The organism is Bacillus cereus group sp. BfR-BA-01492, assembly GCF_022662815.1.
GTDB classification, from domain to species: Bacteria; Bacillota; Bacilli; order Bacillales; family Bacillaceae_G; genus Bacillus_A; species Bacillus_A cereus_BD.
This window is the reverse complement of record NZ_JAKUEH010000009.1, coordinates 1-21,554: the sequence shown is the minus strand read 5'-3', so window position 1 is coordinate 21,554 and position 21,554 is coordinate 1. Positions and strand designations below refer to the sequence as shown.

Sequence of the window (21,554 nt, the reverse complement as noted above, 5' to 3'; positions counted from 1 at the left end):
AAACGATTCTTAAAAAAACAAAACAGTATATTATAATCAATTATTTCCTTTTTATTCATCAAAAGAGAAAGAAAATGTTACATTTTTAACTTTGATCTTCTTTCGTATAAATAATACGCATCGGATTCCCACCTACAAACGCACCTTTTGGAACATCGCGGTGAACGAGCGTACCCGCGGAAACAATAGCACCATCCCCAATTGTAACGCCTGGTAATATTGTTGAATTTGCCCCAATCATTACTTCATCTCCAATGATTACTTCACCAAGTCGATATTCAGTAATTAAATATTCATGAGCTAAAATTGTCGTATTATAACCAATGATTGAATTTGCTCCAACTGTAATCTTTTCTGGAAACATAATATCCGGCATTGCCATAAGCGCAAATGCGGTTTGTTTTCCTACTTCCATTCGCAAAAACGTGCGATATAGCCAATTTTTTACCGTTAAAAATGGTGTATAACGCGCAATTTGAATCACAATAAAGTTTTTCATGACCTTCCAAAATGATACGGTTTTATATACATTCCATAATGAATTTGCTCCTGAAACAGGGTAGCGCGTTGTCCGTCGCACTTTCACACACTCCCTCTCTCCATTATTCAGACAAAATTGATAATAAATCACTCATTTTATTTAGTACGTAGTCTGGTTTATAGGATTCTAAATATGCTCTTCCTTTAATGGTCCACCCTACCGCTGCCGTTTTTGTACCAGCATTCTGTCCACCTACAATATCATGATGATTATCGCCAACCATTAACGTTTCTTCTGGTTTTGCATCTAATAATTGAAGAGCTTTTTGAATTGGCTCAGGATGCGGTTTCACATGTTCTACATCGTCAATTGTGACCACCACATCAAAAAATTTATTTAGCTTGGACAAATTCAATCCCATTTCCACTGTTTGTCTTGCTTTTGTTGTGACAATCCCAATTTTATAACCCTTTTCTTTTAATGCTTGAACTGTCTCATAAACAGTTTCATATTCTTCTACTAGTTCATCATGGTGATCGTGATTAAATTGGCGATAGCGTGTAATCATTTCCTCTACTTTCCTTTCATCAATAGAATGAAATGTTTCCTGTAAAGATGGTCCAATAAATGGTAAGACATCTTCACGTTTATACTGATTTGGGTAATATGTATTCAAAGTGTGTAAAAAAGAAGAAATAATGAGTTCATTTGTATTAATTAACGTTCCATCTAAATCAAATAACACTGTATTTATCTTCATCTTTCTCATTTTCCTTTCTATTTCAGCTGGCTCAATACGAAAGAAGCAGCATCTTCTATAAGATGCTACTTTCCTCTACTTTTCTAAATATCTTTTATCAGCTTGTCCCGCTTTACGTCTTACAATAATAAAAATAATGGAAATAATAATAAGCCCGATAGACATCACTTGCGCGATGCGAAGCGGTCCTAACATTAAACTATCTGTACGCAATTCTTCTACAAAGAAACGGCCAATTGAATACCAAATTAAATACGTAAAAAATAATTCACCGCGGCGCAAGTTCGCTTTTCGCAATAACAATAATAAAATGACTCCAGCAAAATTCCATAATGATTCATATAAGAACGTTGGATGATAATAGACACCATCAATATACATTTGATTCACAATAAAGTCCGGTAAGTGCAAACCTTCTAAAAACTGTCTTGTCACTTCACCACCATGAGCTTCTTGGTTCATAAAATTGCCCCAACGACCAATTGCTTGTCCAAGAAGAATACTTGGTGCTGCGATATCCGCTAGCTTCCAAAATGAAATTCCTTTTACTTTTGCATAGATGATTCCCGTCATAACAGCCCCAATTAGACCACCATGAATCGCCAATCCACCTTGCCGAATATTAATCATTTGAATTGGATTTTGTATATATATATAGTATTCCCATTCAAACGCAACATAGTATACTCTTGCACAAATAATCGCAATTGGCACCGCAAATAAAACAAGATCGACAAATGTATCCTTCGGAATACCTAATCGTTCTCCTTCGCGAGTAGCCAGCCAAAGCCCAAGTAAAACGCCAGTCCCAATAATAATCCCATACCAATAGACTGGGAATGGTCCGAGCTGGATCGCTATGCGGTCTAACTGCGGTACAGACCCTAAAATCATATGTATGACCTCCCTTTGTGCTTACTCTTGGTTTCCTAATTCAATCGCACTCATTAACCGTTCTGAAAATTGCTGAGCTGCATTCACTCCCATACGTTTTAATCTGAAGTTCATCGCCGCTACCTCGATAATGACCGCTAAGTTTCGGCCCGGACGAACCGGAAGCGTAATCTTCGTAAGTTCTGTATCAATAATCTTCATTTTCTCTTCATCAAGACCTAGGCGATCATAGTTTTTATTTTGGTCCCAAATCTCAAGATTAATAACAAGCGTAATACGCTTATAATTTCGGACAGCACCTGCACCAAATAACGTCATAACGTTAATGATACCTAAACCACGAATTTCTAATAAATGTTCTATTAAATCTGGAGAGCTTCCTACTAATGTATCTTCATCTTCTTGACGAATTTCTACACTATCGTCAGCTACTAGACGATGGCCACGCTTGACAAGTTCAAGAGCCGTTTCACTTTTCCCAACGCCACTTTGACCTGTAATTAAAACGCCAACACCGTAAACGTCTACTAATACACCATGAACAGCTGTTGTTGGTGCCAACTTTCCTTCTAAGTAGTTCGTTAAACGACTTGATAATCTCGTTGTCGTTTGGGAAGAACGTAACAATGGCACACCTGATTCACGTGATGCTTGTAATAATTCCTTAGGTACATCTTGATTACGCGTCACGATAATACAAGGTGTTTCTTCTGTACAAAGTGCCTTCATTCTTTCTTGTTTTTGATCATTTGTTAACGTATCAAAGAAAGTAAGCTCTGTTTTTCCAAGAAGCTGAATACGATCTGCTGGATAATAAGTAAAAAAACCTGCCATTTCAATTCCAGGTCGTGATAAATCACTTGTATCAATCGGACGATGAATCCCTTCTTCGCCACTTACGAGTTCCAATTGAAATTGTTCAATTAAATCCTTTGTCCTTACTTTCGGCATATATAAACCTCCACTCCGCTGCGGGCTCGTTCTCATTTGATGTACAATTCCATTCTAACGGATATTGTACCATTTTTTTCTGAAAACAAGAAATAAGGTTTCTAACAAATAGAAAAAAACATTTCATAGCACGGATGAAATGTTTTTCTATTTGTCACGTTTCTATTTCTTTTCAGATAACGGCTCCACAATCACTTTATCAATCAGCATGTTCAGAATAGAAATACAAATGGCTGCAAGAATGGCCACGCCAAATCCAGATATATTAAAAGCATCGCCTAATAATGAATCTGTTATTTCTAAAGTAATCGCATTGATGATAATAAGGAAAAAGCCAAATGTGAGTACCGTAATTGGTAATGTAATTAAAATTAAAAATGGTTTTACAACTACATTTAAAATCGCCAAAATAATACTTGCAATAATGGCTGTTTGAATGTTTTCTATGTAAAATGCGTCTGGTGCGATTCCTTTTAAAAGACCGGATACAACAATTAATACTACGCTATTTACAAGAAGTGATAGAATCCATCTCATTTTCTTACACATCCTTTTACTATATATATATTTAATCATACGCTAATAGACTATAAACGCCAAGTACGAATCCAAACGAGAAAACTTCTATAACAACTTATTCTATCCTTCTCTCTTGTATACCCACTTCTCTTCTCACCAATGATTACGAGTAAAATATGGGCCATGCCATCTTGCTTCATGGGTTTTCACATACGTCCACGTAAAATCATCATCTACAACATATATATCTCCTTTGAACAAATCATCTGTTTCTCGTAACAGATCATGAGCATGTAGTGCATTTGCATCTTTTATTATGAGCACCTCATTGCAATGTTGATAAAAAATATAACAACTATTTTTCCTTTCACCATGAAATGCTTGCTCTGCCTGTTCACCTTCTAAATACCGCTTCTTCTCATAACTAAACATATACCATAAGTAGCCACATGCATCACGATTACTATATAGACCCATCTCTTCTTTTTCTTCTTCGCTTAAATGACTTGCAAAGTGACTTGCCCATCGCTTTCTAAAGTACGGGCCCCACTTCGAAATTTCTCTTACCTTTATTTTTTTATGTTTCAATCTATCTACAAATTCCATCCTATACTCCTCAAAAATAAAGCAAAGAGCTAGCCAATCGGCTTAGCTCCCTACCTCCACTTCTTTTATTTTCTCTTTCATGCGGGCTGTATCACGCTCTAAAATCCCTTTTAAATATTTACCTGTGTACGAACGCTCTTCTTTTACGACTTGTTCTGGCGTTCCTGAAACGACGATTTGTCCACCTTTATCTCCACCCTCTGGACCAAGATCAACAATGTAATCTGCTGTCTTAATCACATCTAGGTTATGTTCAATCACAAGTACTGTTTCACCACTTTCAACAAGACGTTGCAGCACTTCAAGAAGGCGCGCAATATCATGTGCATGTAAGCCCGTTGTCGGTTCATCTAAAATATATAGTGTACGTCCTGTAGAACGACGATGCAATTCAGATGCTAGTTTTACACGCTGCGCTTCACCACCTGATAATGTCGTAGCTGGCTGTCCGAGCTTCATATATCCAAGTCCAACATCTACAAGCGTCTGTAATTTCCGTTTAATTTTCGGGATATTCGCAAAGAATTCCACTCCGTCTTCAATCGTCATCTCTAATACTTCAGAAATATTTTTATCTTTATATTTTACCTCTAACGTTTCGCGGTTATAGCGTTTGCCATGGCACACTTCACACGGAACATATACATCTGGTAAGAAGTGCATTTCAATTTTGATAATCCCATCACCGCGGCAAGCTTCACAGCGCCCGCCTTTTACGTTAAAGCTAAAGCGTCCTTTTTGATAGCCGCGTACTTTCGCCTCATTCGTTTGTGCAAACACATCACGAATATCATCAAAAACACCTGTATATGTTGCTGGATTAGAACGAGGTGTCCGTCCGATTGGCGATTGATCAATATCAATTACCTTATCTAAATGTTCAAGACCTTTAATTTCTTTGTGAGCCCCTGGCTTACTTTTTGCTTTATATAGTTTCTGCGCTAAAGACTTATACAATACTTCATTAACCATCGTACTTTTACCAGAACCAGATACACCAGTTACTGCTACAAAAGTGCCGAGCGGGAATGACATTCTTGCATTCTTTAAATTATTTTCTTTCGCACCAATAATCTCAATTTTACGCCCGTCCCCTTTTCTTCTTTCAAGCGGAACAGGAATGAACTTTTTCCCACTTAAATATTGACCAGTTAATGAATTCTCGTCATTCATTACTTCTTCTGGCGAACCAGCTGATACAACTTGTCCCCCATGAATACCCGCGCCAGGACCAATATCAATCAAATAATCTGCCGCCATCATTGTATCTTCATCATGTTCAACAACAATGAGCGTATTTCCTAAATCACGCATGTCTTGCAATGTATGAATAAGGCGATCATTATCGCGCTGATGTAACCCAATGGACGGTTCATCTAAAATATAAAGAACGCCAGTAAGACGAGAGCCGATTTGTGTAGCGAGGCGAATGCGCTGCGCTTCACCGCCTGACAGCGTCCCTGCCGCACGACTTAACGTTAAATAATCGAGCCCGACATTATTTAAGAAAGTAAGCCGCTCTTTAATTTCACGTAAAATTTGGTAAGCAATTTTCGCTTGTTTTTCTGTCAGTTCAATCTTTGAAAAGAAATCATATACTTCTTGCACAGCGTACTTTGTCACATCAGCAATTGTTTTTCCGCCTACGAATACAGCTAAACTTTCCGGTTTTAAACGGCCGCCTTTACATTTTGGACACGCTTGCTCCGCCATATATTTTTCCATTTGTTCACGAATGTAATCAGAACTCGTTTCCCGAAAGCGACGTTCAATATTCGGAATGACTCCTTCAAATACAATTTCGCTTTCTTTCACTTGCCCAAAGTCATTGACATAACGGAAATAAACTTTCTCTTCGCCACTTCCATACAGCACCTTATCAAACAACTCTTTTGGAATGTCTTTTACTGGTATATCCATATCGATACCGTAATGTTTGCATACAGATTGTAATAATTGCGGGTAATATTGTGAACTTGTCGGTTCCCACGGAGCAATGGCATGCTCATTTAAAGATAAATCCCAGTTTGGAATCACAAGTTCTAAATCTACTTCTAATTTTGAACCAAGTCCATCGCAAGTTGGACATGCACCAAATGGACTATTAAATGAGAACATGCGCGGCTCTAACTCGCCAATTGAGAAACCGCAATGCGGACATGCATGATGTTCACTAAATAACAGTTCTTCCTCGCCAATTACATCGATTAACACACGTCCCCCGCCTAGTTTCAGCGCACTTTCAAGCGAATCAGCAAGACGACTTGTAATTCCATCTTTTACAACGATACGATCGATGACAACTTCAATGGAATGTTTCTTATTTTTATCTAATGTAATTTCATCAGATACATCAAGCATTTCCCCATCCACACGAACACGTACATACCCTTGTTTCTTAATATCTTCTAGTACTTTCACATGAGCGCCTTTACGCCCTGATACAATCGGCGCTAATACTTGTAATTTTGTACGCTCTGGATATTCAAGAACACGGTCGACCATTTGCTCTACTGTTTGGGAAGTAATTTCAATCCCATGCTTAGGGCAGATTGGTGTCCCAATACGAGCAAATAATAAACGTAAGTAATCATAAATTTCCGTTACTGTTCCAACTGTTGAACGCGGGTTACGGCTCGTCGTTTTCTGGTCGATTGAAATCGCTGGAGATAAGCCTTCAATCGTATCGACATCAGGCTTATCCATTTGTCCTAAAAATTGACGCGCATACGCAGATAAAGATTCCACATATCTGCGTTGCCCTTCTGCATAAATCGTATCGAATGCTAACGATGATTTCCCTGAACCAGATAGCCCTGTCACAACAACAAGTTGATTTCTCGGAATGGTTACATCAATATTTTTTAAGTTATGCGCTCTCGCACCTTTTACAACGATATGGTCTTTGCTCACTCTCTTCACCCTTCCGCTTTTAGTTCTAGTATTACATCTCTTAACTCAGCCGCACGCTCGAAATCTAAAGCTTTTGCTGCTTCCTTCATTTCCTCTTCCATCTTCGCAATTGTTTTTTCTCGTTCTTTCTTTGTCAGTTTCTTCGTTGGTGTCGCTTCATATACTTCTGTTTCTTCCGCCGCTACTGTCGCACGAATCACATCGCGCACTTCTTTTTGAATTGTTTTTGGTGTAATGCCATGTTCTTCATTGTAAGCTTCTTGTTTTTCACGGCGACGTTTCGTTTCATCAATGGCGATCTGCATCGATTTTGTTATACGATCTGCATACATAATGACGTGACCGTTCTCATTACGCGCAGCACGGCCAATCGTTTGAATAAGCGATCGCTCTGAGCGCAAGAAACCTTCTTTATCCGCATCTAAAATTGCAACAAGCGATACTTCTGGAATATCAAGACCTTCTCGCAATAAGTTAATTCCAACAAGTACGTCGAACTTACCAAGACGAAGATCACGAATGATTTCAATTCGCTCAAGCGTTTTAATTTCAGAATGCAGATAGTTTACCTTAATCCCGATATCTTTTAAGTAATCTGTTAAATCCTCTGACATTTTCTTCGTTAATGTCGTAATTAACACGCGCTCGTTTTTCGCAATTCGATCTTGTATTTCTCCTAATAAATCATCAATCTGTCCTTCAATTGGTCTTACTTCAATTTTCGGATCTAAGAGCCCAGTTGGACGAATAATTTGCTCTACAACTTCTGGTGCATGCTCTAACTCATATGGACCTGGCGTTGCCGAAACATATATAATTTGATTCGCTTTCTCTTCAAACTCTTCAAACTTAAGCGGTCTATTATCTAAAGCTGAAGGCAAGCGGAACCCATGGTCAACAAGCACTTGCTTACGCGCCTGGTCGCCGTTATACATCGCTCTTACTTGCGGAACCGTTACATGAGATTCATCCATTACGATTAAAAAGTCCTTCGGAAAATAATCTAATAATGTATATGGCGTTGAACCAGCAGGACGGAGCGTTAAATGACGGGAGTAGTTTTCAATCCCTGAGCAAAAACCCATCTCACGCATCATTTCTAAATCGTAACGCGTCCGTTGCTCGATGCGCTGCGCTTCTAACAGTTTCCCTTGCTCATTTAATTCTTTTAAACGTTCTTCTAATTCTTTTTCAATATTTTCAATCGCGACTTTCATCTTCTCTTCACGTGTAACGAAGTGAGATGCTGGGAAGATTGCTACATGCTCACGTTCTGCCAATACTTCACCTGTTAATGCATTCACTTCACGAATGCGATCAATCTCATCTCCAAAAAACTCAATTCGGATGCAATGTTCATCAAGAGATGCTGGAAAAATCTCTACGACATCACCGCGAACGCGAAATGTTCCGCGCTGAAAATCAATATCATTGCGTCCATACTGCACATCAACGAGCTCGCGCAGCAATTGATTGCGATCTTTCTCCATGCCAACGCGCAGTGAAACGACAAGCTCACGATACTCTTCTGGAGAACCTAAGCCATAAATGCAAGATACACTTGCTACAATAATGACATCATCACGCTCAAATAAAGCTGACGTTGCCGAGTGGCGCAGCTTATCAATTTCGTCATTAATTTGTGCATCTTTTTCAATAAACGTATCGGTTTGTGGCACATATGCTTCCGGTTGATAATAATCGTAATAACTAACGAAATACTCAACTGCATTGTTTGGAAAGAAATCTTTTAGCTCGCTATACAGTTGTCCTGCTAATGTTTTATTATGAGCCATAACAAGTGTCGGCTTTTTCACTTCTTTAATTACATTCGAGATTGTAAATGTTTTACCCGTTCCTGTCGCTCCAAGCAACACTTGATGTTTCTTACCGCTTTGAATTCCCTCGACAAGCTGCTCGATTGCTTTCGGCTGATCACCCTGCGGGGAGTATTCTGAAACAATTTCAAATTCACGTTCCACCAAATCCGACCTCCTCTAAAAAATTTGTATTCCCATTTTACCACGAATACCCATAAAAAGACCAAGAAAACGAACAAATATTCGGTAAAATTTTCGACAATATATAATGAAAAAAGAAAAAAGCTGCTTTCATCATTAAGAAAGCAACTTTCTTTTCCCCTTCTCTTTCTTCGGAAAAATCACATATGAAAAAGTAATGACCGTATCAATTAAAAAAACAATTCCCCACACTCGGCTGAAACGACTTGCCGATTTATCTAAAACAATCCCGTCGTCCAACCAATTCTTCCATTCTTCCAATGGAGCAAGCCCATACATAAAGAAAAAGATAATATGAACAGTCATAAATAAAATAAGATGTAACACCCACTGTCCTAGTTCTTGTTTCGTATAAGCCCATCCAGTCAATTCTGATACTTTTTCAATAGGAGGCACCGGCTCATTTCGCCATTTTGCAATAAGCTTTTGTACCCACATATCTAATTTTCGCAAATCCTTTTTTCCATATAAAAGTGCATAGATTAGTATAATCATGGTGATGAGTTGAAAGTTTGAAAACTTACCTGTTTGATAATAGTCAAGAACGCCTAGCGCGAGTATAAATATTTCATTTAAAAGTAATACAATACCTGCAATAAAACTTGCTTTCCGAAGCCGAAACCCATACCGCAAAATAAAAAATCCAATCGCCGATATCCAAAATACAATTTCCGCACCAATTAAAAAATACCACCTATATTCTGTCAGTATACTCATCTTCCTCGCTCCCTTTCATCGTATATCCGAAAAGCTTCATCCATATATACGAAAAACTCTTCCTCCATTGGATACATGTTCATATTTTGTGAGCCCTCTTTTGATTTCCGCACTTCCCATGATTTATCTAAAAAGGCTTCATCTCCATCCGCCATCGCCAAACATTTCATCATGAATTGCTTCGTAGCTTCCTGCACATCAGCATGGGATGGCTCTTTCCCTTCTATCATAAATCCACGTAACTGTTTAAATCATTCTATCCATTCCTGAACATTTTCATTGTCATCACTCATATTTGGTAATTTCTCAAGAAATTTCTTTTCTTCCTCTGAAAATACCTGTTGTTGAAATTGTCCACGTATATGCGGGGACTGCTTTGAAAGTTGTATCAGTTCAAACATGACCTTCCAATTTAATTCCCCTTCTAACTCCGTAGAATATATAACAGCTTGTAGTATTTTCTCCATTCGTTCAAATTTCTTTTGTTCCCCTTGAACAAATTTCAGTTGCCTTTCTAACGACTCCTTTAAGCTATATTGATCTGTTACTAACATATTCATAATCTCTTTTAATGAAAAACCCATTTCTTTTAAAAATAAAATTTGCTGCAATCGAATGACATCCGCTTCACTATATAACCGATGACCTCCATCCGTTTTGCCACTTGGCTTTAATAAACCGATTTGATCGTAATAACGAAGCGTTCTCACCGTAACTCCGGTCTCCTTAGTCAGTTCCTGAATCGAAATCATCCTCATTTCCCTTTCCATTCTATTGTAAAAGATGACGTAACGTAACTTTCAAGGTATTTTGTAAAAAAATAACATAGATTGAAGGTCGTGGTAAATAGAGTGGGCGAGGGCGAGAAAGGGCGGTACATGAAATTCAATGTTCCGGCAGCATTCTTATCGGTACATGAAATTATATCGGCGGTTGAGCCACTTTTATCGGCGCAAAATGAAAAATATCGGCGTTTGAACCACTTTTATCGGCATTTCGACAGAAAATATCGGCGCGTCGACAAATCACGACAAGAAAATAACAACTCTCACCTATCAAAAAGTATTCATTCAATTACATAAAAAGGAGGCATATAACTTATGCCTCCTTTCTCTATATCACATAAACTAAAATGTACCCAAGAATAGAAAGACAAACGGAGCCAATCATCCCTGCTACAAATGCTTTGCTTCCTAATTTACGGAACGCTTTACATTCTACATTTAATCCGAGCCCTGCCATCGCCATCGCAATTAGCATATAGGCAATGACGACAATGGAACTCGCAACAAGCTCTGAAACCACTCCAAGTGAATGCACCGCGCTCATCGCTAAAAATCCAAAAATGAACCATGGAATTGGAAGATCACGCCACGACCTTTTTTGCTTGCTGCCCTCGCTCTTTCCGAACCATAGACCAATTAAAATGGCTACTGGTACAAGCATAGCAACGCGTGTTAGTTTTACAATCACTGCAATATCAACAGCTGTACTTCCTCCTGGCGCGGCCGCAGCAATGACGTGTGCAATTTCATGTAGCGTTGCGCCAGAAAAGACACCATAACCGTATGGTGATAAAGGAAGCACTGGATATAATAAAGTATAAATGAGTGTAAATATTGTACCTAAAATTGCGATGATTGCCACGCCAACTGCAGTTTCATCGTCCTTCGCTTTTACTTGCGGCGCAATAGCCACGACTGCTGCCGCGCCACAAATTGCCGTACCGCACGCCGTTAAAATTCCTATTTTCTTATCTACTTGGAATATCCTCGTTAACCCATATACAACAAAGATCGTAAAGGTAATAATAATTACAGCTATCACTAACACCTTTGGCCCCGCCTTCACAATATCAATTAAATTTAAGCGCATCCCGAGCAAAATAATGCCAAAGCGAAGCAACTTCTTACTCGCAAAATTCGTACCCGCAATCGCTTCGGAAGGCAGACCAATTTTCGCTCTCCAAATCATCCCAATTAAAATAGCAATCACTAATTGCCCCATTATATTGAAAAGGGGAAAATTGGCTAAATATTTTGCAGCAATCGCAATGAATAACGTAATCCCAATTCCTTTCGAAAAACCAAAACGCTTTCTCTTTTGTATAACAACTGTTTCTTCCACTTCGTACCACTCCAATAGTCATATTGGAACATGCATGTTCTATCTATTTACATTATAGAAGAACTTTAATAATAAGTTTAATACCAATATATAATCCCAATCATAAAAAAAACTTATGATAAAATGAAAAGAAGAAGCGCAGGTAGCTTACTTTAAAAAAAGTTTCATAATAAAAAATATAAAGGGAGTCATATAATGAATGTCGACATTTTAAAAATATTCGTTACGGTCGTAGAACAACAGCATTTTTCTCGTGCTGCGGATTTGCTCAACCTTTCTCAACCAGGGGTTAGCATGCATATTCGCAATTTAGAAAATGAATTTGGCACGACACTGATTCAACGTTCTCCAAAGCATGTCCAAGTCACAGAAGCTGGCAATATTTTATATACCTATGCAAAGCAAATACTCTCTCTTTATGACGAAGCAAAGCAGGAAATTAACGAGCTACATAACGTTGTAACAGGAACTCTCCGCATTGGTGCTAGTTTTACAATCGGCGAATACTTACTTCCTAAAATATTAGCGCCCTATGCTAAAGAAAATCCTTATGTCGAAGTGCATACGTTCATTTCCAATACAGAAGAAGTACTTCAAAGCCTTCGCTCGAATCAAATTGATATTGGTTTAGTAGAAGGACAAGTTGTATATGCCGACATAGACGTAGAACCCTTTATGCAAGATGAAATGAAGCTCATCGTTCCACCAAATCATCCATTGCTTTATATAAATGAAATAAATGAGCATACATTACAAGATCAAGTTTGGATTTTACGAGAAAGTGGATCTGGAACACGCGCTTATAGTGATCGCTTTATTCATCAGCATCATTTAAAGATGAAACGGTTCTTTACATTTAGTAGTATTCAAAGTGTGAAAGAAGCCGTTAGCGCAGGGCTTGGTATTGCCATCCTTTCTAACTGGACCATTCGAAAAGAGTTACAAGCAAAAGAGTTGTTCCATATTGCACTTCCCAATGAGAAGCTTATTCGCCCCTTCTCGATTGTTCGCGGTAAATATTTTACTCCTTCCAAAGCTATTCAAGTCTTTCTAGATCATGTACAGTCTTTTACAAACAAACAAGATTGACCTTTACACTAATGTAAAGGTTTATACTGTATATGAAAGGAGGGGCGTGCATTGCGAATTGGAGAATTAGCCAAACAAACTGGCGTAAGTGAACGATCATTGCGATATTATGAAGAAAAAGGATTGCTGCCTTCCAAGCGCCTCGCCAATGGATATCGTGATTTTGATGAGAATGCTATCGAGAAGGTAGAGCTGATCCAAATGTATGTAAGGATTGGTTTAAATTTAGAAGAAACGGCACGAATGCTACGCTGCCGAGAAATTTGAACCAAATCTTTATGAAAATCCATGCAGTAGTATTTTGACACTGTATGAAGATAAACTGACTGAAGTAACAAGGCAAACTCCCTTACTCTCTACCATTCAAACAAATCTACAAAGGCACGTTTCACTCCTAAAACAAGCAAAAGAAAAGGAGTGATTCTATGTTCGTTATACACGGAAGTTCCCGACCAAATGGAAATACAGAAACTCTTACACATGTGATGATTGATAGTATTCAGGCAAAACAAATTTATTTGCGTAATTACAATATTCAACCCGTTACAGATCAACGTCATGATACGAAAGGATTTCAACCAGTCAATGATGACTATCAAAATCTCATTGAACAAATGCTAGCGCATCATACCATTATCTTCGCTACACCGCTATACTGGTATGGCATGAGCGGACATATGAAAAACTTTATTGATCGTTGGTCTCAAAGTTTACAAGATGCATCTCTTCCTTTCAAAGAAAAAATGAAATCGAAACAAATGTATGTTGTCATTGTTGGAGGGGATCATCCAACATTAAAAGCATTACCGCTTATCGCTCAATTCCAATACATTTTTGATTTCGTCGGTCCATCATTTGCGGGCTATATAATCGGAGAGGCTAATGCACCAGGAGACATTTCTAATGATAAAGATGCAATAGCAAAAGCACAATTGTATAATCAACTACTGAAACAAAACTAACAAATAAGGAAGCTCTTCATCAGCTTCCCTATATTTCAGCAAGACATTTCATATTTCCCAAGAAATAGATAGAATTCAACATAATAGGCCAGTTCCTTGTCATTGCTTTGCTTATTTATTGAAAAAGACCTTCTATTCCGAAGGTCTTTCACTTTATACAGCTTCTGTATCCCACTGATGATCTTGTTCTACAAACACAATCCCTAATTCATGATGTCCATCTGCATACAATGCCGTTTGCGCAAGACGAAGCTCACCTTTTGTATCAAGTACTTCTAGTTTACAAAACGCTCCTGTTGTCTTCGTTTGTAAAGCATCGTAAAATTCCTCTGTTGTTTTTGGAATCACACCATTTACTTTTGTAATCATCTCTCCTGGCTTTAATTGTAGTTCTGCCCCAACAGTGTTTGGAATCGTATCTAATACTACTAGTCCAGCTTCACGTGTTGCAAAATAGGCTGGGCGTGTCTCATCGGCAATTCGCTCCTGCATCGCAATTGTAAAGCGTCCAAGCATCGCGGCTCCCATCGCTACAATGGCTAATACATGCCACCAATAACTTGCAATACCTAAAACCAGCACAATTATAGCCAATCCAAATACACGTCTTCCTGTAAATAGCAGCGCTTCTCTCGGCTCATAACTTTTAATTTTCCTCATAAAACCGATTAAAAATGGAACAAGAAATAAAGAGTATGTTTGTGAACCTACTGAAACAATAGGCCACCATGAAAATAGTTGTGTTACAGCATCACCTGGAACAAGAATAAAGAGTGGAACGAGCCAGATACGCTTCGATTCATGCAGTCCAATCTTTAAGCCGCGCTTACTTCTTTTTAACATCGGTGTAGAATATCGGACTGCATTCTTCGAAATTAATCGTCCCTCAATAACGAGCATGATCCCGAGTAAAATCGCAAGTGATACAATCGTCTCTTCTTCTCCTGCACCTATTTTTAGCAGAGAGATTGGTATATTTGTAGATAATAAAACGACGACAATCGCTATCCCAAATGTGTAAGCTGCCGATAAATATCGATACCAAGCCGTTAAAGCAAATATGAGTGTCCAAATGAAAATCATCCATATACTTGCCTCTGATACAACAAGTCCAAGCCCAATCGTTACAATCGATGCGAACAGCCCATATCCAATTCCAGCCAATAAAGATGTTCGCAGTTCAAACCAAAGATCATATACTTTAAAAGAAAAATCTTTTCGTTCTCTTACTATACGTAAATAGCCAACAAAAATACTACTTATTACAAATATATAGACAGCAGGATGCAAAAAAAAGCGTCCAACTGCTCGTATAATTTCAAAAGCCCACGCCTCCACGAATTCATTCACCACCATTTATATCATTCTTTCTTTTTATATTATCACAACTAAACAAGCGTTTGTTTAACACGCATAAAAAAACACAGGCATCGCATTTTGCCTGTGTTTTTTCTTATTTCGCCATTAATTTTAATGCTGCTTGCAGCTGCAAGTCATTTTCACCAGAGCGAATCTTTTCAATAATTTTATTTTGAATAGCTTCTGCTGTTTTTTTATCAAGCTCTCCCGTTGCTTCCATCTGATTTGCATTTTGGAACGCTTTAACAGCTGATTCTGTTTCTTTGCTGAAATATCCATCTTCACGACCTGGCACATATCCGAGACTTTTCAACATTTGTTGAGCATGTTTCACTTGTACATCATTTGAATTATAAGAAAGTGTCTTTTCAATTTGAATTGGTGTTGCATGATAATAATCTGGTTGCTTTACCTCTACGGTTGGGGCAATCCCTTTTTTATGAATCCAATTGCCATTAGGGGTTAGCCATTTAAACATCGTTAATTTAATATTACTACCATCTTTAAACGGAACAGCTTGTTGCACAGTTCCTTTACCAAATGTTTTTTCACCAACTAAATTATACCCTTCTCCTTCTTTTAACGCACCAGCTAAAATTTCCGAAGCAGAAGCACTTCCACTATCAATTAATACCGAAATTGGATACGACTTTCTCTCTTTTAATGAAGTATAGAATTTCTTTTTCTCACCATTGCGTTGTTCTACTTGCAACATTGGCTTTTTATCTGTCATGATTAATCCTAAAATATCTTCAACACTATTTAAATAGCCACCTGGATTACCACGTACATCGATTATCAATCCTTTAATATCTTTCTTTTCAAGCTCTTTTAATTGATCTTTAAACTCCTTCGCTGTGTTTTCAGAGAACGAAGTAATTTGCATATACCCAATGTTTTTGTCCATTTCCTTCTTCACGGAACTAAATACAGTAAAAATCGGAATCTTATCGCGCTTAATTTCAAATTCGATTGGATCAGTGACTCCTGCACGCTTAATTTCAATTGCAACCGTCGTTCCTTTTTTACCACGAATCTTTAACACAGCCTCTTCACGCGATAAACCTTTTACACTCTTTCCATCTACCGATAAAATTTCATCATTCGGTTTCATACCTGCCTTCTCTGCCGGTGACCCTTTAATTGGAGAAACAATAATCAATTTGTCATCTGTTTTGTTCACTTCTGCTCCAATTCCTTCTAGTTCGGGATCAAGAGCTTCATTAAACTGTTTTGCTGTCTTTTTGTCCATATACGTGGAATAAGGATCTTTCAGAGTAGATAACATTCCTTGTATCGCACCCTCCACAAGCTTGTCATCCTTCACGTCTTCCACATAACGCGAATGAATCAATGCGTACGCTTCACTCATTTTTGTTAAATTCTCTTGTGTAGTGCCAGCACGATCGTTTGTTATTGTTTGCGCAACATATGACGGGTTAATACCAAACAGATACATACCCGCAAACATTCCACCAGCACCGATTAAAAATGTAACAATCATTCCAATAATCGCGACTCTACGTTTCAATGCGGAATTCCCCTTTCCAAAACACACAGGTGGTGTAGCAAAAGGCATCACACATTGTGTGATGCCTTTACCTATTTCTACTATATGATAAGCTTGTACGAATTATGTTTGCAACTTTTTATACTTTTAAGAAGCGACGAATTGACATGACACTTCCCCACATACCGATTAAAGCACCAATTAATACTAACAAACCTGCTAATTGGAATACGAATGGGTTATATGGTAATAGTTCAAAAATTGTTCCGCCTAGTTTCTCATTAAACATACCTTGTAAAGAGTTGTAAGAAGATAAAATTACGATAATCGGGATGATAGAACCCAAAATACCTAAGAATAAACCTTCTAACAAGAACGGCCAACGAATAAACCAGTTTGTAGCACCTACAAGTTTCATAATTTCAATTTCCGTGCTTCGTGCATAAATTGTAATTTTAATGGTGTTAGAGATTAAGAACATAGCTGTGAATAAAAGACCAGCGATTAGCACGATTCCGATGTTACGGCCTGTTTTTACAGTATCAAATAATTTTTCAACTTGTCCTTTTCCGTACTGAACATTACTTACAAACTGCATTTTTTCAATCTTCTTCGCGATTGTCGCTGTATCTGTTGGTTCTTTTGCTTTTACAACAAATACATTTTTAAGTGGATTATCTTGTTCAAATAACTCAAATGTTTTTCCACTATCACCTAAGCTTTTAATTAAACGTTTTAACTCTTCTTCTTTAGAAGAATATTTAATAGAGTCTACTTTTGCAATCTTACTCATATCATCTTCTAATTTCTTTTGATCAGCATCTTTTGCTGCTGGATCAATGTGTACACGAATTTCTACATCTTGCTCTACTTTCGTTGCAAAATGGTTCATATTCATAATCGCTGTTAAAAAGACACCTACAAGTAATAATGTAACTGTTACTGCACTTACAGAAGCAAACGTCATCCATCCGTTACGGGATAGATTTTTTACACCTTCTCGTAAATGTCGACTAAGGGTTTTAGCCTTCATATCCGTATCCTCCCTCAATCTCATCTCGAACAATTTTTCCATCTTCAATCGCAATTACGCGATGGCGAATTGTATTTACGATATCTGCATTATGCGTTGCCATGATAATTGTTGTACCACGCTCATTAATGCGTTTAAAAATATTCATAATATCAAGCGCTGTATCAATATCTAAGTTACCTGTTGGTTCATCGGCAATTACAACCTTTGGTCTATTTACAATCGCTCTTGCAATTGCCACACGTTGCTGTTCCCCACCAGAGAGCTCACTTGGAAGTGCACTTGCGCGATCCTCAAGACCTACAAGACTTAATACTTCTGTTACTCGCTCACGGATTGCATCAGGTTCTTCTTCAATTACTTCTAAGGCAAACGCAACATTCTCATATACCGTTAATTTAGGTAGTAATTTAAAGTCTTGGAAGATGACACCTAATTGGCGGCGGAAATATGGAACATCTCTTTCTGCTAAACTTTCAATTACAAGACCATTTACATTAATAGATCCTGTTGATGGTTTCTCTTCACGATACATCATTTTAATAAACGTTGATTTCCCGGCTCCACTCGGCCCAACTACATATACGAATTCACCCTGCTTAATAGTAACCGTAATCCCAGAAATGGCTTTCATACCATTCGGATACTCCTTATAAACATTCGTCATTTTTATCATTATTTATCACCCAATACTTAATGATTTTTTTCGAAACACTTTTTTTATCTATTTAAAACTTAGAGTAATAGCTCTTACTCCCCAATTCTTATTGCATCAAAACCTATACAAAATAACAGTGATAAAGCTTTATTCCTTATCACTATCGTTACCTTATGTATGTCTTTCATCAAAATTCTACAAATTACATTGTAACATCAATCGGTTTCCAATTCAGATACATTTTTGTTACAGTTATGTTACAGGATAAAAGAATTCCACTGCCTTCAAATACGCAACAAAAAATCCGAGCAAACTCTCGTTTCATACATAAAAAATTAATCTGATGAAAGTTTAAGTCTGCTCGGTTTCTCAATTGTATCCTCAGTAACTCACTTCTTATTTATGCTCTGCCAACCATTCCGCTACTTTTTTTGCATCTTCACCTTGAATCAATCCTGGCGACATTGATCCGCGGCCCTTTTTAATAATATCTTCAATATCAGCGGCATCATATTTATCGCCTACTTTTCTTAAGTCAGGTCCAGTTGCTCCAGATAAATCCTTCGCATGACAACCTGCACAACTCTTTTGGAAAATTTGTTCTGCAGTATCAGTGCTTGCAGATTGATTAGAAGATTTCTCTTCCTCCTTCTTTCCGCATGCCCCTAGGGCAAAAACTAATGATGTTCCTAAGACAACAGCCAACAGTTTCTTTTTCAACTCTATCGCTCCCATTGTTCATATTCATTTCGCAATCGATGTAGCTATACCTTTCATATGCTCTCACTTGTCATTATAATCATTATCCTAATGAAGAAAAACTAACCTGCATAGAATAATTTTAACAATTCCTCTAGAAAGACTATAGATATAGCACTTCTGCCAATTGTTTCAATTCTGTGAACATCTCTACACCTTTATAAAGAAGTTTTTTCAGAAAAAAACAACCGAAAATCTTGAATGTATTTTCTTCATTTATATCCTAATTCTTATATTTTCCGCTTTTTACAAAACAATATGTAACCTTGTATGCTAAAAGCAACTCCAGCAAAAAGAAGTTGCTACTCAACTTCTCCTCCTTTTTCCTACCTATACAGATAAAGCCTCTTTTTATCCCCTGTTTTTTCTCCGATATGGGGTATCCAAAAAAGCAGCGAAACTTGAGTTTTTGGAGCCCTTTTTTAATTTTTGATCAAAGATTAATCCACAGTTTATACATGCCACCTCTTCTCATCAACAATTGAAAAGTTCACATCAGAAAAAACAGCGAAAGAACACATTTTTCGCACGAAATCGGAGTTTTTATGCAAGCCACTGCTTATTATAAAAAATAGTAGCTCAGACCATAGTTGTGATCTGCGCTACTATTATTAGCATGTTTGTTAGGAAATGCGAGAACGTAAATATGCATCAATAAATGGATCAATTTCTCCATCCATAACCGCTTGTACGTTACCAATCTCTGTATTTGTACGATGATCTTTAACAAGAGAATATGGGTGAAATACGTAAGAACGAATTTGGCTACCCCAGCCAATTTCTTTTTGTTCCCCACGGATTTCATCTAATTCCGCTTGTTGTTCTTCTAATTTCTTTTGGTACAATTTCGCTTTTAACATTTTCATCGCATGTTCACGGTTTTTAATTTGTGAACGTTCCGATTGACAAGTTACAATCGTGTTTGTTGGTATATGTGTAATACGAACTGCCGAATCTGTCGTATTAACGTGCTGTCCACCAGCACCACTTGCACGGTACGTATCAACTTTTAAATCTTCTGTACGCACTTCAATTTCAACTTCATCATTAAATTCAGGTACAACTTCACAAGATACAAATGATGTATGGCGACGACCTGAAGAATCAAATGGTGAAATACGAACAAGGCGATGTACACCTTTTTCAGCTTTTAAATAACCGTACGCATTATGACCTTTAATTAACAGTGTCACACTCTTAATACCAGCTTCATCACCTGGTAAGTAATCCACTGTTTCCACTTTAAATCCGCGCTTCTCAGCCCATCTTGTATACATGCGCAATAACATAGAACCCCAGTCTTGTGACTCTGTTCCACCTGCACCTGGGTGCAATTCTAAAATGGCATTATTTTTATCATAAGGATCACTTAATAATAATTGCAATTCGTATTCATTCATTTCTTGTATTAAAGATTTCACTTCAGATTCCAATTCCTCATGTAAATCTTTATCATATTCTTCTTTTAACAGTTCATGTGTTACTTCTAAATTTTCAAATGTTTCATCTAGCTGACGGAACTTCCCAACCATGTCTTTTAATGCATTCGCTTCATTAATAACAGTTTGGGCACCTTGTTGGTCATCCCAAAAGCCTGCTCCCATCATCGTTTCTTCTAATTCTGCAATGCGCTTTTCTTTTGCAGGAAGGTCAAAGAGACCCCCTAAAAGCCGCTAATCTCTTAGCCATTTTCTCTAATTCCTGTCTAATTTCAACTAATTCCATTTCCTTCACCTCTATGCAATTACTGTTACGTTTGTATAAAAAACAAGGGAAACTCTCCCCGCCTTTTACAGAGAGAGTTTTGCTCTTTTTATTATATGGATATTCCTAAAAACTTTCCATTTTCTTTGCAGAAATGATTGCTTCAGAATACAAGTTACTTTTCTTTGATGCAGCTCTGTTGGTCATTTCACTTCTTTATTACGATCCCTCTTGTTCTGAACGAGCCGCCTCCGCTTTTTTTGATCCAGCTCCGGCCGCTAGAATGCTCGGTGGCTTCACTCCTTCCTCCGAGGCAAAGTGCGCCTCTTTGTCAGGAGTTCCATCCCCCTCCCATTCTGAACGAGCCGCCTCCGCTTTTCTTGATCCAGCTCCGGCCGCTAGAATGCTCGGTGGCTTCACTCCTTCCTCCGAGGCAAAGTGCGCCTCTTTGTCAGGAGTTCCATCCCCCTCCCATTCTGAACGAGCCGCCT

At 37.9% G+C, this 21,554-nt stretch carries 19 protein-coding genes and 2 pseudogenes; 3 read left to right on the top strand and 18 right to left on the bottom strand.

The window, feature by feature from the left end:
- Nucleotides 1–85: 85 nt before the first annotated feature.
- From MR063_RS12695 to MR063_RS12645, 11 genes and pseudogenes are all read right to left on the bottom strand, one after another.
- On the bottom strand, nucleotides 86–580 hold the full coding sequence (locus tag MR063_RS12695) for an acyltransferase (RefSeq protein WP_242198499.1): 495 nt from the start codon (nucleotides 578–580) through the stop codon (nucleotides 86–88).
- Nucleotides 581–602: 22 nt separating this feature from the next.
- A complete protein-coding gene (ppaX, locus tag MR063_RS12690; protein ID WP_242198229.1) occupies nucleotides 603–1,241 on the bottom strand; it encodes a pyrophosphatase PpaX in 639 nt (212 codons plus the stop codon).
- 75 nt (nucleotides 1,242–1,316) lie between these two features.
- Nucleotides 1,317–2,135: a prolipoprotein diacylglyceryl transferase gene (lgt, locus tag MR063_RS12685; RefSeq protein WP_242198226.1), complete on the bottom strand. Its 819-nt coding sequence runs from the start codon at nucleotides 2,133–2,135 to the stop codon at nucleotides 1,317–1,319.
- A gap of 21 nt (nucleotides 2,136–2,156) precedes the next feature.
- Nucleotides 2,157–3,086 carry an HPr(Ser) kinase/phosphatase gene (gene hprK / locus MR063_RS12680; RefSeq protein WP_242198224.1) on the bottom strand — a complete coding sequence of 310 codons (930 nt, stop codon included), beginning with the start codon at nucleotides 3,084–3,086 and terminating at the stop codon, nucleotides 2,157–2,159.
- Nucleotides 3,087–3,248: 162 nt separating this feature from the next.
- Nucleotides 3,249–3,623 (bottom strand): phage holin family protein, encoded by a 375-nt coding sequence (locus tag MR063_RS12675; RefSeq protein ID WP_242143850.1) that lies wholly within the window; start codon nucleotides 3,621–3,623, stop codon nucleotides 3,249–3,251.
- A 135-nt stretch (nucleotides 3,624–3,758) separates the two neighbouring features.
- A complete protein-coding gene (locus MR063_RS12670) occupies nucleotides 3,759–4,211 on the bottom strand; it encodes a DUF4275 family protein (protein ID WP_242198221.1) in 453 nt (150 codons plus the stop codon).
- 42 nt (nucleotides 4,212–4,253) lie between these two features.
- Complete coding sequence (gene uvrA / locus MR063_RS12665) at nucleotides 4,254–7,124, bottom strand: excinuclease ABC subunit UvrA (protein WP_242198219.1); 2,871 nt, start codon at nucleotides 7,122–7,124, stop codon at nucleotides 4,254–4,256.
- 5 nt (nucleotides 7,125–7,129) lie between these two features.
- Nucleotides 7,130–9,106, bottom strand: coding sequence for an excinuclease ABC subunit UvrB (gene uvrB, locus MR063_RS12660; protein ID WP_242198217.1), 1,977 nt, complete (start codon nucleotides 9,104–9,106; stop codon nucleotides 7,130–7,132).
- Nucleotides 9,107–9,241: 135 nt separating this feature from the next.
- Entirely contained in the window at nucleotides 9,242–9,862 is a 621-nt protein-coding gene (locus tag MR063_RS12655) for a hypothetical protein (protein WP_242198215.1), read from the bottom strand.
- Nucleotides 9,859–10,620 (bottom strand): annotated as a pseudogene (locus MR063_RS12650) (MerR family transcriptional regulator). The gene MR063_RS12655 and the pseudogene MR063_RS12650 overlap by 4 nt, the downstream one beginning before the upstream one ends.
- Before the next feature lie 355 nt (nucleotides 10,621–10,975).
- Nucleotides 10,976–11,989: a YeiH family protein gene (locus MR063_RS12645; protein WP_242198498.1), complete on the bottom strand. Its 1,014-nt coding sequence runs from the start codon at nucleotides 11,987–11,989 to the stop codon at nucleotides 10,976–10,978.
- A 195-nt stretch (nucleotides 11,990–12,184) separates the two neighbouring features.
- Here MR063_RS12645 and MR063_RS12640 point away from each other — a divergent pair, with 195 nt between their 5' ends.
- The 3 genes and pseudogenes from MR063_RS12640 to MR063_RS12630 all read left to right on the top strand — a co-directional run bounded on the left by MR063_RS12640 (nucleotide 12,185) and on the right by MR063_RS12630 (nucleotide 14,040).
- Entirely contained in the window at nucleotides 12,185–13,078 is an 894-nt protein-coding gene (locus MR063_RS12640) for a LysR family transcriptional regulator (protein WP_242198213.1), read from the top strand.
- A gap of 51 nt (nucleotides 13,079–13,129) precedes the next feature.
- A pseudogene (locus tag MR063_RS12635) lies at nucleotides 13,130–13,499 on the top strand (MerR family transcriptional regulator).
- Between the two features lie 4 nt (nucleotides 13,500–13,503).
- Nucleotides 13,504–14,040, top strand: a complete 537-nt coding sequence (locus MR063_RS12630; protein WP_242198211.1) for a flavodoxin family protein — start codon at nucleotides 13,504–13,506, stop codon at nucleotides 14,038–14,040.
- 153 nt (nucleotides 14,041–14,193) lie between these two features.
- Here the strand turns inward: MR063_RS12630 and MR063_RS12625 are convergent, their stop codons facing one another.
- The 7 genes from MR063_RS12625 to MR063_RS12595 form a co-directional block, all read right to left on the bottom strand.
- Nucleotides 14,194–15,396, bottom strand: coding sequence for a PDZ domain-containing protein (locus MR063_RS12625; RefSeq protein WP_242198210.1), 1,203 nt, complete (start codon nucleotides 15,394–15,396; stop codon nucleotides 14,194–14,196).
- A 97-nt stretch (nucleotides 15,397–15,493) separates the two neighbouring features.
- Nucleotides 15,494–16,930: a S41 family peptidase gene (locus tag MR063_RS12620; protein WP_472927036.1), complete on the bottom strand. Its 1,437-nt coding sequence runs from the start codon at nucleotides 16,928–16,930 to the stop codon at nucleotides 15,494–15,496.
- A gap of 118 nt (nucleotides 16,931–17,048) precedes the next feature.
- On the bottom strand, nucleotides 17,049–17,942 hold the full coding sequence (ftsX, locus tag MR063_RS12615) for a permease-like cell division protein FtsX (RefSeq protein ID WP_242143840.1): 894 nt from the start codon (nucleotides 17,940–17,942) through the stop codon (nucleotides 17,049–17,051).
- On the bottom strand, nucleotides 17,932–18,618 hold the full coding sequence (gene ftsE / locus MR063_RS12610; RefSeq protein ID WP_277927868.1) for a cell division ATP-binding protein FtsE: 687 nt from the start codon (nucleotides 18,616–18,618) through the stop codon (nucleotides 17,932–17,934). Before ftsE ends, ftsX begins: the two co-directional genes overlap by 11 nt.
- 378 nt (nucleotides 18,619–18,996) lie before the next feature.
- The gene (gene cccB, locus MR063_RS12605; RefSeq protein ID WP_041810127.1) at nucleotides 18,997–19,320 is read right to left on the bottom strand and encodes a cytochrome c551; all 324 of its coding nucleotides are present in this window, start codon (nucleotides 19,318–19,320) and stop codon (nucleotides 18,997–18,999) included.
- Between the two features lie 662 nt (nucleotides 19,321–19,982).
- Nucleotides 19,983–21,084, bottom strand: a protein-coding gene (gene prfB / locus MR063_RS12600; protein WP_242143839.1) for a peptide chain release factor 2 whose coding sequence is annotated in 2 segments (ribosomal slippage) — nucleotides 19,983–21,011 and nucleotides 21,013–21,084 — 1,101 coding nt in all. Because the reading frame shifts where the segments join, the coding sequence is not laid out codon by codon here.
- 198 nt (nucleotides 21,085–21,282) lie between these two features.
- Nucleotides 21,283–21,483: a hypothetical protein gene (locus MR063_RS12595; protein ID WP_242198203.1), complete on the bottom strand. Its 201-nt coding sequence runs from the start codon at nucleotides 21,481–21,483 to the stop codon at nucleotides 21,283–21,285.
- Nucleotides 21,484–21,554: the final 71 nt, after the last annotated feature.